Origin of the sequence: Catenibacterium sp. co_0103, assembly GCF_004168205.1 — a bacterium.
GTDB classification, from domain to species: Bacteria; Bacillota_I; Bacilli_A; order Erysipelotrichales; family Coprobacillaceae; genus Catenibacterium; species Catenibacterium mitsuoka_A.
Window position 1 is genome coordinate 1 of sequence record NZ_RCYB01000005.1, and the last position, 16,123, is coordinate 16,123.

Consider the following 16,123-nt stretch of genomic DNA (forward strand, 5'->3'; position numbering starts at 1 on the left):
TTACCTGTAATCATTGACCCATCACACGCTGGTGGTAAATGGTGGTTAGTAGAACCAATGGCTAAGGCAAGTGTTGCGGCAGGATGTGATGGATTACTTATTGAAGTACATAATGATCCTGAACATGCATTATGTGATGGGGCTCAGTCATTAAAGCCTAAAAAATATACAAAACTTATTGAAGAATTAAGAGAAATCGGTAAGGTTGTTGGAAAGGAAATTTAAAATGAAATTAAATGTGAACTTAGGAAAAGACAGTTATCCTATATATATTGAACAAGGTATCTTAAATAAAACAAAAGAACTAATTTCCCAGGTCTTCACAGGTGCGAAAATCGTTATTGTCTCTGACGATAACGTTTTTCCACTTTATGGAGAACAGTTAGTCAATCAGTTAAAAGATACTTATGAAGTCTCTACAGTAGTTATTCCTCATGGAGAACCATCTAAGAGATTTGATATTTTACCTTCTATTTATTCACAATTACTAGAAGCTAAGATTACAAGAACTGATTTACTTATTGCGCTAGGTGGAGGCGTTATTGGTGATTTAGCTGGATTTGTGGCAAGTACTTATATGCGTGGTATTAAGTTTGTACAGATTCCTACTTCATTATTATCACAGGTAGACTCTTCAGTAGGTGGTAAAGTGGCTGTAGATTTACCTGAAGGAAAGAACTTAGTCGGTGCTTTTAAACACCCATTGCTTGTTCTTATTGATCCACTTACTCTTAAAACATTAGATCCTCATTTTATTACTGATGGTATGGGAGAAGTCATTAAATACGGTTGTATCAAGGATAAAGAACTATTTGATCAATTAGCTGGTTATAGAGACTTTGATGATCTTTATAAAGACATTGATGAAATCATCTATAAATGTGTAGATATCAAAAGAGATGTTGTAGAAAAGGACTTATATGATTTTGGTGATCGCTTATGCTTAAACTTTGGTCATACTATTGGACACTCAATCGAGCAACATTTCCATTATGAAAAATATTCTCATGGTGAAGCAGTAGGAATCGGTATGGTAGCTATCACCCGTATCGCAGAACTTAAAGGATTATGTGAACAAGGCACTACTAAACGTATAGAAGAAGCCTTAAGTCACTATAACCTTCCTACTCATGCCAATGTCCCTACAAAAGAACTACTTAAAGCCATTGATCTAGATAAGAAAAACATCAATTCAACACTATCTTTTGTTTTACTTAAAACAATAGGAGAGTATTATGTACATAAGGATCAAAAAGAGATGATTCTGGAAGTAGAGGACATATAATGACAAAAATCACTATTACACCAAAAACACTTCAAGGAACAATTGCGGTTCCCCCTTCTAAATCATTAGCCCATCGTGCTATTATCTGTGCAGCCCTCGCACCAGGTATGAGCCGTATTAGCGGTATTGATTACTCAGAAGACATTGAAGCCACAATAGAAGGTATGAAAGCCTTAGGTGCTATTATTAAACAGGAAGGCGATACTTTAATTATTGATGGTTCTATTACTTTAGGACTAGGAAGAGTAGAAATAGATGCCCATGAATCAGGTTCTACATTACGTTTCTTAATGCCTTTATCACTCGTTAACTTTTCTCGTGTACATTTTGTAGGTAAAGGAAAACTTGGACAAAGACCACTTGATGTATACTATGATATCTTTGATAAACAAAAGATTGCATACCTTAGAAAAGACTCAGAACGTTTAGATGTTATTCTAGATGGTCAGCTTCATTCAGATATATTTGAAGTACCAGGTAATGTTTCTTCACAATTTATCAGTGGTTTATTATTCACTTTACCTTTATTAAAGGGTGATTCTTTAATTAAAATCACTACACCATTAGAATCTAAAGGCTATATTGACTTAACACTTGATATGTTAGAAAAGTTTGGTATTGAAATTATTAATCATGATTATCAGGCATTCCAAATCCGTGGTAATCAGAACTATAAACCATGTGATTACAATGTAGAAGCGGACTTCTCACAAGCTGCTTTCTATCTAGTTGCTGATTTACTAGGAAGTGATATTACACTTACTAATCTTAATATGCACTCATCACAAGGTGATAGAGCTATTTTAGATATTATGGAACAGATGGGTGGAGAAATTGTAGAAACAAGTGCGGGTATTAAAGTAGTCTGCGACAAAATCAAACCTGCCACTATTGATGCTTCACAATGTCCAGATTTGATGCCTGTTGTATCAGTGGCTTGTGGTCTTGTAGAAGGGACATCACACATCATCAATGCATCACGTTTACGTATTAAAGAATGTGACCGTCTCACTGCTTCTGTAGAACTATTAAAAGCTGCTGGTATTGATGCAGTTGAAGAAGAAGACAGTATGACTATTGTTGGTTCTGATTCTTATAATAGTGCAGAAGTAACAGGTTCTAATGATCATCGTATGTGTATGGCTGAAGCTATTTTGTCTACACGTGCCAATGGTCCAATTACTATTGATGATAAGGATTGTGTTAAGAAGAGCTATCCAGGCTTCTTTGAAGACTTCACATCTCTAGGTGGTGAATATCATGAGTGCTAATTGGGGACATCATATCGAATTATCTTTATTTGGTGAAAGCCATGGGAAGGCTATTGGTATCACAATAGGTCATCTTCCTGCTGGTATTAAGCTAGATATGGATGCCATTAATAAGGATATGCAAAGACGTGCGCCAGGTAAGAACCTAATGAGTACACAAAGAAAAGAAGCAGACGAAGTAGAAATACTCAGTGGTGTATTAGATGGTTTTACAACAGGTGCACCATTATGTGGAATTATTAAAAATACATCCCAGCATTCTAAAGACTATTCTTATTTGAAGGATAATATGCGTCCAGGACATTCAGATTATCCTGCTTATATTAAATATAAAGGCTTTAATGATGTGAGAGGAGGGGGACACTTCTCTGGCAGACTTACAGCACCAATCGTTTTTGCAGGTGCTATCGCAAAACAGATCTTAAAAGAAAAAGGTATTCATGTCGGTGCACATATTCTTTCTATTAAAGATGTGAAGGATACGCATTATCCATTAGATATTACTCCATCTTACTTAGAAGAACTAAGTCAAAAAGACTATCCTGTTATTCATGATGATGTATATGCTTTAATGCAGGAAACAATCGAAGAAGCGAGAAAGGAAGGCAATAGTGTGGGTGGAAAGATTGAATGTGCTGTCACTGGACTACCAGCAGGAGTTGGAAATCCTTTCTTTGATAGTATTGAAGCCCATTTATCACCATTACTCTTTAGTATTCCTGCAGTTAAGTCAGTTTCATTTGGTGATCTAGATGATATTACTTTACTTAAAGGATCAGAAGCGAATGATGCCTACTATTATGAAGGAGAAGAAGTGAAAACTTCTACAAACCATAATGGTGGTATTACAGGTGGTATAACTAACGGTATGCCATTACTCTTTACGGTAGGTATTAAACCAACCCCATCTATTTCCTTAAAACAGAATACAATCAATGTGAAAACACATGAAAATACAGAATTAGAAATCGTAGGAAGACATGATCCATGTATCATTCCTCGTGCGATTGTCGTTGTAGAAGCTATGGCAGCACTAGGTGTATTAGATATGCTGGAGGCACTATGAAAGATTTAAAAACATGTCGAGAAGAAATAGATGCAATCGATAAGGAAATTATTGCCTTATTTGAAAAACGTATGCATGTTTCTAAGGATGTTATTACATATAAATTAGCGCATGATATGCAGATCTTCCAGAAGGATAGAGAAAAAGAAGTTATCCAGAAGAATGTAGATCGTTTAGAAGATAAATCTCTAGAATCTTACGCAAAAACATTTGTCCAGGATACAATGAATCTTTCTAAAAGTTATCAGTCTACTTTTATTCCTTTAAAGAAATATGAAGCGACTAAAATTAAAGAAAACTTTAAAGTAGGTTACCAAGGTGTTCCAGGATCTTTTTCTAATCAGGCTTTGAATTGCTGGTTTGGAGACATTGAAGGCATCAACTACCCTCACTTTGAAGATGTCTATCAGGCATTGGAAAAAGGTGAAATAGACTATGGTGTACTCCCTTTAGAAAACTCTTCTACAGGTGCTATTAATGATAACTATGACTTACTGACTCAATATGGCTTTTATATTGTAGGTGAGCAGTCTATCACAATAGATCAGAATCTACTTGGTATCAAAGGAGCCACTCTAGAAGATATCAAAGATGTCTATAGTCATGTGCAGGGCTTAAAACAAACATCTGAATTCTTAAATGCACATCACATTGAAGGTCATGACTATCTCAATACAGCTGCGGCTGCTAAGTATATCAGTGAAGCACAGGATAAACATATCGGTGCCATTGCCTCTAGTGAAGCAGCTAAACTCTATAATCTTGATATTATTGCCAAGGCAATACAAAATGATCAAAGCAATCATACACGCTTTATCATTATCGCAAGACAATATGAAATCAGACCATCTGCTAATCGTATCAGCATGGTCTTCACAGTCAATCATGAAGTCGGTGCTCTTTATGAAGTCATGAGAGTTGTAAGGGAACATAACATCAACATGGCCCGCATTGAATCAAGACCACTCCCACTATCTCCATGGGAATACTATTTCTATTTAGACGTAGATGGCAACTTGAATCAAGATCATGTCCAGCGTGCTTTACAGGAAATCAAAACATATACCAATACATTTAGAATGATTGGTAACTATGAAAGGAAGGAATCATGAAAAATATCGTTTTAATTGGAATCATGGGAAGTGGTAAAACAACATTTGGGAAAATTCTTTCACAAAAAACAGGTCATGAAATGATTGACCTTGATGTTTATCTTGTGAATCGCTTTAATATGTCCATTCCTGATATGTTTCAAATTTCTGAAGACTACTTCAGAAACAATGAAACAATATGTTGTCAAGAAGTATCAGAACTTGAAGGTAAAATCATCTCTACTGGTGGTGGAGTGATTAAAAGACCTGAAAACATTGCATATCTAAAGAAGAATGGTGTTGTTTTCTATATTGACCGTCCAATTGAAGATATTGTGAAGGATGTCGATCCAAGCGGCAGACCTCTATTAAAGGATGGCCCAGACAAACTCTATGCCTTAGATAAAGAACGTAGAGATAAATATATGTCCTCATGTGACTATCATATTATAAATGATGGTTCACTTGAAAAAGTCATAGATACCATTCTAGATATCATGAAGAAATACGATAAATCCCCATTCTAAGGGGATTTTTTATATTTGCATAAATTGTAAATATATACTATAATAGGGCTTTGTTTCGAGAGGAGAAAAGAATGGAAAAATTATTTCACTTAAAAGAACATGGGACAAATGTTAAGACTGAAATACTAGCTGGTATTACAACTTTTCTAGCAATGGCCTATATTCTTGCAGTCAACCCTGCTATTCTAGGACAGGCACACATGAGTCATCAAGGTGTCTTCCTTGCGACTGCAATCTCTGCAGGTGCCGCAAGCATCTTTATGGGATTAATGGCAAACTACCCAGTCTCTCTTGCACCAGGGATGGGGGTTAACGCATTATTCACTTATACAATTGTAGGACAGATGGGATTATCACCAGAAGGCGCATTAGCCTGCGTATTTGTATCAGGTATCATCTTTGTCATCATTACAGTGACAAACATCCGTCGTATGATTATTAATGCGATTCCTGTACAGTTAAAACTTGCGATTGGTGCGGGTATTGGTTTCTTTGTAGCCTTTGTAGGTTTAAAGAATGCAGGTATCGTAGTGGCAAGTGAATCTACATTTGTATCACTAGGAAACTTTAAGAATCCAACAGTATTGCTTGCTTTATTTGGAATCATCATCACATTAGTATTATTAGTAAAGAATAAGCCAGCAGCCGTATTTTATGGCTTAATCATTACTGCGGTAGTTGGTGTTGTATTTGGTTCGTTCTTTGGACTAAAAGGTATGCCACAGTTACCTTCTAAACTTGTATCAGTGAACTTTGATTTCAGTTTAGTAGGTGCTTTTGTGAGAGGGTTCAACGAAATGTTCACTCATCCACAGTGTATCGTTGCAATTTTCTCATTATTATTTGTAGACTTCTTTGATACAGCCGGTACATTAGTAGCTGTTGCATCTAAAGCTGATTTGATTGATGAAAATGGTGAATTAGTGAATGTTGAACGTGCATTACTTGCAGATGCTGTAGGTACTGTATTTGGTTCAATGATTGGTACTTCTACAGTGACATCTTTCGTAGAATCTACTTCAGGTGTTGGAGTAGGAGGACGTACTGGCTTAACTGCATGTACAACAGGTATCTGTTTCTTATTAACAGTATTCTTCTATCCGGTATTATCTATGATCACTGATGCAGTTACTGCCCCAGCATTAGTTATCGTTGGTATCTTAATGGCGTCACAGTTAAAGGATATCAAGTGGGATAACTTGATCTTTGCGGCAAGTGGTTTTGTGACCATCATCTTTATGATTCTTGGATATTCAATTAGTAATGGTATCGCATTAGGATTCATCGTTTATGTTATCAGTATGATTGCGACAGGTCAGGCTAAAGACATCAACAAGATGGTCTGGGTATTATTCTTGCTATTTATCGCATATTTCGCATTCTTAATCTAAAACCAGCATCGCTGGTTTTTTCTTTTGTTCATATAATGTTTTTAAAACGTGAGTACAATAATACGCAAAGGAGTGAGAAAAATATGAATGATTTAATGAAAACCCCTAAAATAACACCAAGAATACAGTCCACATTAAAACATACTGTAGAAGTACCAGAAGTGATGTACAAAGCCAGTGGTATTAATGTGAATGGAAGACGTATAAAAAGCTTACTATTTAGTACGGATGTTGCACTTATTGCGAATAATAACGCTGATGCCATCCTTTCTGTTTATCCTTTTACACCTACTATTCAGATCACCAATGCGATTATTGGTGTCGCTAGACAACCAGTCTTTGTAGGAGTAGGTGGAGGTACTACTAATGGTGCAAGAGTATTCAAGATTGCTTTGGATGCAGAATTACATGGTGCAGCTGCTGTTGTACTCAATGCTCCCGTACATACAGAAATGATCAGAGAATTATCGCGTCTAGTAGATATTCCTATTGTTTTAACTGTAGTATCACTAGATGAAGACTTAGAAGAACGTATGTTACATAGTGGTGCGAGAATCATCAACGTATCTGGTGGAAAACAAACAGTAGAAATCGTCAAGGCACTACGCGCTATTGATAAAGATTTCCCAATTATCGCGACAGGTGGACCAACTGAAGACACAATTAAAGAAGTCATTGAAGCAGGTGCAAACGCAGTGACATTTACCCCTCCTACAAGTGCTGAAATATTCAAAGGTATGATGGAAAACTATCGTGAACAGATGAAGAAGTAGAAATACTTCTTCTTTTTTATACAAAGAAGAAGTATTTGTATATCCCATTTATGATTATTTGTGTTATCATGTGGTCAAATGCATAAAAGGAGGAATAGAATTTGAAACAATATCTAGATATGTGTCGCTATATCCTAGAACATGGAGAAGACCGTCCTGACCGCACAGGGACTGGTACACGTTCTGTATTTGGATATCAGACACGCTATGATTTACGTGAAGGATTTCCTCTTCTTACTACTAAGAAGATGTATTTACGTCCTATTGCGGAAGAACTATTATGGTTTATCAAAGGTGATACAAATATCAAATATCTTGTAGATCGTAATGTGAAAATATGGAATGAATGGCCTTATGAAGACTTTAAGAAGAGTGAAGACTTCAATGGTGAAACATTAGAAGAGTTTGTAGAAAAGATCAAGAATGATGATGAATTTGCGAAGAAACATGGTAATTTAGGCCCAGTTTATGGCGCACAGTGGCGTAACTTTAATAATGAAGGCACTGACCAGTTAATGAAGCTTATTGATTCTTTAAAGAATAACCCATTCTCTAGAAGACATATTATTTCTGCATGGAATCCTAGTCAGGTAGATGAGATGGCTTTACCACCATGTCATACACTTATGCAGTTTTATGTATCTAGTGATAAGAAGTATTTAAGCTGTCAGTTATACCAGAGAAGTGCTGATACATTCTTAGGTGTTCCATTTAATATTGCATCATATGCCTTACTTACATGTATGCTTGCACAAGTATGTGGCTATGAACCAAAAGAATTCATTCATACTATTGGCGATGCACATATTTATAAGGATCACTTTGATGTAGTCAAGACACAGATTGAAAGAGAACCACTTCCTCTTCCTCATCTTGTATTAAATAAAGACATTGATAATCTATTTGATTTCAAGATTGAAGATATCAAGCTAGAAGGTTATCAGTCTCATGGTCCATTGAAAGGCAAGGTCAGTGTATGATTACTATTATTGTCGCAGCTGATCAAAATAATCTCATTGGGAAAAAGGGAACAGACAATGGGATGCCATGGCACAATAGTGAAGACTTTAAACACTTTAGAAGTACAACACTCAATCATACATTATTAATGGGGAAAACAACTTACAAGGCAATAGGTAAACCATTACCTAAACGTCATACTATTGTACTTTCTCATAATTTTGAAGATGATAGAGTAGAAGTGGTAGATGATTTAGTAGGCACTATTAAAGCTTTTAAAGAACGTGGTGAAGATCTCTTTATTTCTGGTGGTGCTTCTGTGTATCAACAGGCACTTCCATATTGTGATCAGATTCTTTTATCACGTATTCCTGGTGATTATACAGGAGAAACATATTTCCCTGACTTTTCTGAATATAACTATCGTCTCGTAGAAGAAAAGCCATTTGAGACATTTACACTAGAAATCTATCAAAAATGAAAAGACTTATATTAATTGTGCTTCGTTTTTTCTTTGAATTACCCGTACTGATCTTCCAGTTAAAACATATCAAGAAGCATAAGGATACGATTCCTTTTGAAAATCGTATTGACTGGACAAGAAGACTTTTAAAGAAAGCAACTAAAAGAGCACGTGTTAATCTAACTATTACAGGTACAGAATATCTTCCTGAAACAGATGGTTTCTTTGTAGCTCCAAACCATCAGGGATTATTTGATATCCTTGCATTATTTGACAGTATTGAACGTCCTTTCAAGATTGTCTTTAAAAAAGAACTATTAGATGTTATCTTCTTAAGAGATGTGGCTGAATTCATGGAATATCCTGCCATTGATCGTACAAACTTAAGAGCTTCTATGAAGCTTATGAGACAGGTTAAAAAGGAAATGTCTGAAGGTATCCCTTATGTGATCTTCCCAGAAGGAACACGTTCTAAAAAGGGAAATGAATTATTAGAATTCAAGGGTGGTTCATTTAAACCAGCTATGGATGCACAGGTGCCAATTATTCCATGTGTTATGCATAACTGTTTTAAAGTATTAGATAGTAATTCTATTAAGAGAGTTGATTGTGGTATTCATTATCTATCACCAATCCCTTATGAAGAATATAAGGATATGAATAGTGTGGAAGTAGCTAATCTTGTACAAACAAGAATACAGACTAAAATGAATGAACTCGAAGAACGTGCTTAGGTATGTTCTTTTTTTCATGAAACTATAAATAGAAGGGATAATTTGGTATAATGGGTGAACAAGGAAGGAGAGGATCCTATGTTTGGACACTTACAGATTAAAAGTGCTTATAGCTTTCAGGAGAGTACAATACTTATTCAATCTCTTATAGACAACGCAAAATCAAAACATATCCAGGCTCTTGCCTTAACAGATGATAATAACATGTATGGGGCCTATGAATTCTATGAAGCATGTACAAAAGCTTCAATTAAACCAATACTAGGTGTGAATGCCTCTATAATGTTTAATGATGATTTAATACATTTATTACTTTATGCACGTGATGATGTAGGTTATAAAGACTTAGTACGTATTGTGAGTGATATTAATCTCAATGAGAATAAAGCTATCACATTGAAAGCTTTATCCAACTATCGTGATCATCTTTATATTGTTTCTCATGAATATGAAGATAGACTCATTGAACAAGAAGCAACAAGTAAAGAAGATTTATTAACACATGCACAAACAGAACGACCAGTAATGAGCTTTATGAAGACTATGAAGAGTTTTTTTGGTGCCTCTTATCGTATTATGATTGTAGAAGATGGGATTAAAGGACATTCACTTCGTAACCAAACACTTATTAAATATGCTCAATTCTTAGATATTCCCTGTATCTGGGGTAATGATGTGCGTTACTTGCATTCTCATGATGCTTTCACATTAGATTTATTACAAGCTTCTAAAAAAGGAGAAGTTTTGAATAAGGATCATGAACCACTTACAACTGACCGTTACTTAAAATCAGAAAAAGAAATCAGAGAGATATTTGGGCGTTATCCAGATATTATTAAAAATACAGAAGAAATGCTTGATAACTGTTATGGGTCTATCCAAAAGGCAGAAAATGGTCTTCCTCACTACAAAACACCTACAGGTGATAGTGGGGCATATTTAAGACATTTATGTATTAAAGGATTGAAACAACGCTTTAAAAATCAGCCTATCACAGATGACTATAAAGATCGTTTACTCTATGAATTAAAAACTATTCATACAATGGGTTATGATGATTATTTTTTGATTGTATTTGATTATGTACAATATGCAAAGAAACATGGTATACTCGTAGGCCCTGGAAGAGGATCTGCCGCAGGTTCACTTGTTGCCTATTGTTTAGGTATCACAAATATTGATCCATTAAAATATGATCTGCTCTTTGAACGTTTCTTAAATCCAGAAAGAGTATCCATGCCAGATATTGATGTAGACTTCCAGGATGATCGTCGTGATGAAGTCATTCAATATGTATGCGATAAATATGGACATGATCATGTGGCTCAGATTGTCGCTTTTTCTACCTATGGTCCTCGTGTTGCGATAAAAGATATAGGAAAAGTGATGGGAATCCCCTTACCAAGACTAGAAATGATTGCGAAGATGGTTCCTACTGCCCCTAAACATCGTAAAAGTATTACTGAAGTCTATTCTACAAGTGCTTCATTCCAGGATATGATTCAAAAAGATCCAGTTCTTTCACGTCTTATTGCGCCTATGAGCTTAGTAGAATATTTACCACGTAATATTACTATGCATGCAGCTGGTGTTGTCTTATCCTATGAACCATTAAGAGATGTAGTTCCTTTAGTTATTGGTCCTAGTGATATGATCATGAGTCAGTACTCTAAGGACTATATTGAAAAAACAGGACTCCTTAAGATGGACTTTCTAGGCTTAAAGAACCTCACTATGATTGACTATATTATGAAAGATATTGAAAGAAAATTAGGGAAAACATTCTCTATTAACACAATACCTCTTAATGATGCACGTACTTATCATCTTATTTCTCGTGGAGATACAACAGGTGTCTTCCAATTAGAATCAAGTGGTATGCGCTCATTACTTAAGAAGATGAAACCTGAATGCTTTGATGATATCGTTGCAGCCATTGCCTTATATAGACCAGGCCCAATGGAAAATATTCCCCTTTATCTAGAGGGTAGAAAGAATAAAAACAATATTACTTACTTGCTTAAAGAACTAGAACCTATTTTAAAATCTACCTATGGTATTATGATCTATCAGGAACAGATTATGCAGATTGCCCAGGTTATCGCTGGATTCTCTTTAGGACGTGCAGATATATTAAGAAAAGCTGTGTCCAGCAAAGATGAAAGCATGATGGCAGGTATGAAGGAAGAATTTATTCAAGGGGCTATTAAAAAAGGCTTTAAAGAGGATGTTGCCACAAGGCTTTATCAGATGATAGAAAAGTTTGCGAACTATGGATTTAATAAGAGTCATTCTGTTGCTTATGGGTATGTGGCTTATCAATTAGCTTACTTAAAGGCTAATTATCCACTCTATTTCTTTGCATCTATTCTTTCTAATGAATCAGGTTCTGCTTCTAGTAAGATGCGCACAATTGAAGAATCTAAACGCTATGGAGTTAAGATTCTTCCACCTTCTATCAATTACTCTTATTCACGTTTTATGGTAGAAGAAGGTGGTATTCGTTATTCATTAGTTTCTATTAAGAATGTAGGTTCTGCAGGTTATAAGATGATACTTAAAGAAAGAGAAAAAGGTCTCTTTAAAGATATGTATGATTTCTTAGCTCGTATACCTTCTCTTTCATCTAAGATGTTAGAAAGTTTAATAGATGCAGGGGCTTTTGATGAATTTAATAAAAATCGTGCCTATTTACGTAAGAATATTTCACTCATGATGGAATATATACAATTAGGGGTCGATGAAAAACCAATCTTTGAAGAAGTCAGAGAAAATAAATTTGAACGTTTAGAAAGAGAAAAAGAAGTACTCGGACTTTATATATCTACACATCCTATTGTCTATGCAAAACAGAAGATTAAACATCCTTTAGTTAATCTCATAGATGTAGAAAACTATATGGATCGTACAATACCAGTTGTATGTTCTATTAGTTCAGTGCGTGCCATTGTAGATAAGAAAGGAAGAGAAATGGCTTTTATTGAAGGTCAGGATGAAACAGGGCAGGTAGAATTTGTCTGTTTCTCTAACCAATATGAACGTTATAAGAATATATTTGAAAGAGGTAAGACTATGGAAATGAATGTGCGTGTTCAATACCGTGATCGCTTATCTCTTATTATTAATCAAGTAAAGGAGTTATAAAATGGAAGAATTAATATTAATAGATGGGAACTCATTACTATTTAAAGCATTCTATGCTACTAGCTATACGGGTAACTATATGGTCAATCGTAATGGTATTCCCACTAATGGTGTCTATGGCTTTGCACGTATGGTGGAAAAAATCATCAGTATCAATCCTAAATATGTCATTGTTGCTTTTGACTATGGTAAGAAAACATTTCGTAATGAATTATTAGATACATATAAAGCTACACGAAAAGAAACACCACAGGAACTTGTTCCTCAATTTGCGCTTGCAAGAGAATACCTAACTGCTCATAACATCACTTGGTATGAAGTAGAAGGCTATGAAGGGGATGATATCATCGGTACACTTGTAGACTTTGGTGAAAAGAATAACTTAAAAGTTTCTGTTTATACAGGAGATAAGGATGCCAATCAGTTGATTTCATCTCAGACTACAATCTATCGTACCGTTAAAGGTGTTACTGAACTTGATATTTATAATGAACAGACTTTACTTGATAAATATGGTTTAAAGCCAGATCAGTTTAGAGATTTCTTAGGACTCATGGGTGATAGTTCTGATAATATCCCGGGTATTAAAGGTGTTGGTGAAAAGACTGCATTAAAACTATTACATCAATATGGCACTATTGAAGGATTACAGGAACATCAGGATGAAATCAAAGGTAAGATGGGTGAAAAAATCAGAGCAGGTATGGAAGATGCCTTGATGAGTAAAAAATTAGCCACAATACTAAGAAATATACCAATAGATGTAGATTTAGAAAAAGCCACATATCAGGGCTATGACTATGAAACACTCAAGTCATTCTATGAAAAATATGATATGAATTCTTTGATTAAATCTATGACGACTGAAGCAGCACCTAAAAAGGAATTGAAACTAGAAATAGTAGATCATATGCCTGAAATCACAAAGGACAGTGCTGTTTATCCTTCTATCTATGATACAAACTATCATCGTTCTATTATTCTAGGATATGGTATTTATAATGATGAACAGGCTTATTTCATCTCTTATGAAAATGCATTAAAGGATGAATTATTCTTAGCTTACTTAAAGGATGAAAATAAGAAAAAGTATGGCTATGATATCAAGAGTGCTGTCATTGGTTCTAGATGGAATGGAATAGAAATCAATGGTTATACATTTGACTTATCACTTGCTTCTTATGTATTAGAACCAGCTGTTAAAGAAGAACTTAAATATGTTTGTACACATTTTGATTATGAAGGTGTGCAATATGATGAAGAAGTATTTGGAAAAGGTGCAAAGAAGCATATTCCAGAAGATGACATCTTAGCGAGTCATATTGTCTCTAAAGCCAAAGCTATTTATGAACTTAAAGATGTTGTCACTAAAGAATTAAAAGATAAAAATCAGTATGAACTATATGAAGACATTGAACTTCCTGTCACACGTATCTTAGGAGAAATGGAATTTGCAGGTACTGAAATAGACTTAGATGTATTAAAGGAAATGGATACAGCTTTTGATGAAACAATTGAAAAACTAGCCAATGATATCTATCGTATCTCAGGTACTACATTCAATATCTCTTCACCTAAACAATTAGGTCAGGTTTTATTTGAAGATTTAGGATTAAAGGGTGGTAAGAAGATAAAGACTGGTTATTCTACAAGTCAGGATGTCTTAGAAAAAATTATTGATGCCCATCCCGTTGTTCCATTAGTATTAGAATATAGAATGTTGACTAAACTCTCTTCTACATACCTAAAAGGACTACAGGAGCAGGTATTCCCAGATAACAAAATTCACACAATCTATAAACAGACTCTTACTCATACAGGACGTCTCTCTTCTGTTGATCCAAATTTACAGAATATTCCAGTTAGAAGTGAAGAAGGAAAACTCATTAGAAAAGCCTTTGTATCACATAATGGCTATCTTGTATCTTTTGACTATTCACAGATTGAATTAAGAATACTTGCACATATGGCTCATGTCACTAATTTGATTGATGCCTTTAATCAAGGCAAAGATATCCATAGACATACTGCAGCTTTAGTATTTGGCGTAAAGGATGAAGAAGTCTCTCCACAAATGCGTTCACAGGCAAAAGCCGTTAACTTTGGTATTATTTATGGTATGAGTGAATTTAGACTGTCTAAAGATATTGGTATGTCTATTTCAGAAGCAAGAGACTTTATTAATAAATATTTTGAAACATATCCAGAAGTAAAAACATATATGGATGAAGTTGTAGAAACATGTAAGAAACAGGGTTATGTCTCTACACTACTTAATAGAAAAAGATATATTCCTACAATCAATGATAAGAACTTCATGGTACGCCAGCAGGCGCAAAGATATGCAATGAATACACCAATCCAGGGAACAGGTGCGGATATTCTAAAACTTGCGATGATTGAAGTAGATAAAGCACTTAAAGAAAAACATCTCAAATCTCAGATGATCTTACAGGTGCACGATGAACTGATTTTTGATGTATTTGAAGATGAATTAGAAGAAGTCATGTCTTTAGTAAAAGAAAAGATGGAAAACTGCATTAAGATGGATGTCCCTCTTATTGTAGAAGGCAACTATGCCAAGAACTGGTGTGAATTAAAATAATGCCTGAATTACCAGAAGTAGAAACAGTACGAAGAACCTTAAAGAACTTCGTACTTCATAAAACAATTGACTCTATAGAAGTACGTTATCCACGTATTATTGATGGAGATGTAGAGACATTCGTCACTACACTCATTCATCAATCTATTTGTGATATAGACAGACATGGTAAATATTTGATCTTTATTTTAGATCATGATGCATTTATTTCTCATCTTAGAATGGAAGGGAAATACAATATAAAAATGAAAGATGAACCCTATGATAAACATGATCATATTATCTTTCATATGACAGATGGCACAGATCTTCGTTATAACGATACAAGAAAGTTTGGTCGTATGCAGTTAGTAGACAAAGAACACTATCGTGAATATCCACCACTTAATCGTTTAGGTCAGGAACCAATGGATGCTTCTTTTGATTACATCTATCCACGTATCCATCAAAGTCATTTGCCTATTAAACAATTATTATTAGATCAGTCTATTTTTACTGGTATAGGAAATATCTATGCGAATGAAATATGTTTTAGAATGGGGATGGATCCTCGTACAAGAGGAGATAGACTTTCAAAGAAACGTATTTTAGAATTAATAGAGGTATCCAGTACTATTTTAAAGGAAGCCATTGCTCAGGGCGGGACAACCATCCATTCATTTGATGCCAATGGCATCCATGGCTTATTTCAGGTTACTTTATCTGTTCATGCACAAACAACATGTTCAAAGTGCAAGGGACCTATTAAGAAAATCACAATTGCAGGAAGAGGAACATATTATTGTCCTCACTGTCAGAAACGGAGGTATTAAA

13 protein-coding genes and 1 pseudogene are annotated in these 16,123 nt (G+C 34.9%); all 14 read left to right on the forward strand.

Annotation, left to right across the window (positions count from 1 at the left end; genetic code table 11):
- Window positions 1-225 (forward strand): annotated as a pseudogene (locus EAI80_RS01575) (hypothetical protein); the annotation flags it as partial.
- 1 nt (window position 226) lies between these two features.
- Entirely contained in the window at window positions 227-1,285 is a 1,059-nt protein-coding gene (gene aroB / locus EAI80_RS01580) for a 3-dehydroquinate synthase (RefSeq protein ID WP_129980694.1), read from the forward strand.
- Window positions 1,285-2,556, forward strand: coding sequence for a 3-phosphoshikimate 1-carboxyvinyltransferase (gene aroA / locus EAI80_RS01585; protein ID WP_129980695.1), 1,272 nt, complete (start codon window positions 1,285-1,287; stop codon window positions 2,554-2,556). The genes aroB and aroA overlap by 1 nt, the downstream gene beginning before the upstream one ends.
- Window positions 2,546-3,622: a chorismate synthase gene (gene aroC / locus EAI80_RS01590; RefSeq protein ID WP_129980696.1), complete on the forward strand. Its 1,077-nt coding sequence runs from the start codon at window positions 2,546-2,548 to the stop codon at window positions 3,620-3,622. The genes aroA and aroC overlap by 11 nt, the downstream gene beginning before the upstream one ends.
- A complete protein-coding gene (locus EAI80_RS01595; protein WP_129980697.1) occupies window positions 3,619-4,734 on the forward strand; it encodes a chorismate mutase in 1,116 nt (371 codons plus the stop codon). The genes aroC and EAI80_RS01595 overlap by 4 nt, the downstream gene beginning before the upstream one ends.
- A complete protein-coding gene (locus EAI80_RS01600) occupies window positions 4,731-5,240 on the forward strand; it encodes a shikimate kinase (protein ID WP_129980698.1) in 510 nt (169 codons plus the stop codon). Before EAI80_RS01595 ends, EAI80_RS01600 begins: the two co-directional genes overlap by 4 nt.
- 71 nt (window positions 5,241-5,311) lie before the next feature.
- On the forward strand, window positions 5,312-6,631 hold the full coding sequence (locus EAI80_RS01605; RefSeq protein ID WP_129980699.1) for an NCS2 family permease: 1,320 nt from the start codon (window positions 5,312-5,314) through the stop codon (window positions 6,629-6,631).
- Window positions 6,632-6,714: 83 nt separating this feature from the next.
- On the forward strand, window positions 6,715-7,404 hold the full coding sequence (locus EAI80_RS01610; RefSeq protein ID WP_192923982.1) for a hydrolase: 690 nt from the start codon (window positions 6,715-6,717) through the stop codon (window positions 7,402-7,404).
- A 119-nt stretch (window positions 7,405-7,523) separates the two neighbouring features.
- Complete coding sequence (locus tag EAI80_RS01615; protein ID WP_202976586.1) at window positions 7,524-8,384, forward strand: thymidylate synthase; 861 nt, start codon at window positions 7,524-7,526, stop codon at window positions 8,382-8,384.
- A complete protein-coding gene (locus EAI80_RS01620; RefSeq protein ID WP_129980701.1) occupies window positions 8,381-8,845 on the forward strand; it encodes a dihydrofolate reductase in 465 nt (154 codons plus the stop codon). The genes EAI80_RS01615 and EAI80_RS01620 overlap by 4 nt, the downstream gene beginning before the upstream one ends.
- Window positions 8,842-9,561 (forward strand): lysophospholipid acyltransferase family protein, encoded by a 720-nt coding sequence (locus tag EAI80_RS01625; protein ID WP_129980702.1) that lies wholly within the window; start codon window positions 8,842-8,844, stop codon window positions 9,559-9,561. Before EAI80_RS01620 ends, EAI80_RS01625 begins: the two co-directional genes overlap by 4 nt.
- Window positions 9,562-9,639: 78 nt before the next feature.
- On the forward strand, window positions 9,640-12,705 hold the full coding sequence (gene dnaE / locus EAI80_RS01630) for a DNA polymerase III subunit alpha (protein WP_129980703.1): 3,066 nt from the start codon (window positions 9,640-9,642) through the stop codon (window positions 12,703-12,705).
- Window position 12,706: 1 nt separating this feature from the next.
- Window positions 12,707-15,310 carry a DNA polymerase I gene (polA, locus tag EAI80_RS01635; protein WP_129980704.1) on the forward strand — a complete coding sequence of 868 codons (2,604 nt, stop codon included), beginning with the start codon at window positions 12,707-12,709 and terminating at the stop codon, window positions 15,308-15,310.
- Window positions 15,310-16,122 carry a bifunctional DNA-formamidopyrimidine glycosylase/DNA-(apurinic or apyrimidinic site) lyase gene (gene mutM, locus EAI80_RS01640; protein WP_129980705.1) on the forward strand — a complete coding sequence of 271 codons (813 nt, stop codon included), beginning with the start codon at window positions 15,310-15,312 and terminating at the stop codon, window positions 16,120-16,122. The genes polA and mutM overlap by 1 nt, the downstream gene beginning before the upstream one ends.
- Window position 16,123 lies beyond the last annotated feature (1 nt).

What these genes read in the sequence shown, in the direction of transcription:
- aroB (WP_129980694.1), top strand. Translation starts at nt 227, where the DNA reads ATGAAATTAAATGTGAACTTAGGAAAAGACAGTTATCCTATATATATT.
- aroA (WP_129980695.1), top strand. Translation starts at nt 1,285, where the DNA reads ATGACAAAAATCACTATTACACCAAAAACACTTCAAGGAACAATTGCG.
- aroC (WP_129980696.1), top strand. Translation starts at nt 2,546, where the DNA reads ATGAGTGCTAATTGGGGACATCATATCGAATTATCTTTATTTGGTGAA.
- EAI80_RS01595 (WP_129980697.1), top strand. Translation starts at nt 3,619, where the DNA reads ATGAAAGATTTAAAAACATGTCGAGAAGAAATAGATGCAATCGATAAG.
- EAI80_RS01600 (WP_129980698.1), top strand. Translation starts at nt 4,731, where the DNA reads ATGAAAAATATCGTTTTAATTGGAATCATGGGAAGTGGTAAAACAACA.
- EAI80_RS01605 (WP_129980699.1), top strand. Translation starts at nt 5,312, where the DNA reads ATGGAAAAATTATTTCACTTAAAAGAACATGGGACAAATGTTAAGACT.
- EAI80_RS01610 (WP_192923982.1), top strand. Translation starts at nt 6,715, where the DNA reads ATGAATGATTTAATGAAAACCCCTAAAATAACACCAAGAATACAGTCC.
- EAI80_RS01615 (WP_202976586.1), top strand. Translation starts at nt 7,524, where the DNA reads ATGTGTCGCTATATCCTAGAACATGGAGAAGACCGTCCTGACCGCACA.
- EAI80_RS01620 (WP_129980701.1), top strand. Translation starts at nt 8,381, where the DNA reads ATGATTACTATTATTGTCGCAGCTGATCAAAATAATCTCATTGGGAAA.
- EAI80_RS01625 (WP_129980702.1), top strand. Translation starts at nt 8,842, where the DNA reads ATGAAAAGACTTATATTAATTGTGCTTCGTTTTTTCTTTGAATTACCC.
- dnaE (WP_129980703.1), top strand. Translation starts at nt 9,640, where the DNA reads ATGTTTGGACACTTACAGATTAAAAGTGCTTATAGCTTTCAGGAGAGT.
- polA (WP_129980704.1), top strand. Translation starts at nt 12,707, where the DNA reads ATGGAAGAATTAATATTAATAGATGGGAACTCATTACTATTTAAAGCA.
- mutM (WP_129980705.1), top strand. Translation starts at nt 15,310, where the DNA reads ATGCCTGAATTACCAGAAGTAGAAACAGTACGAAGAACCTTAAAGAAC.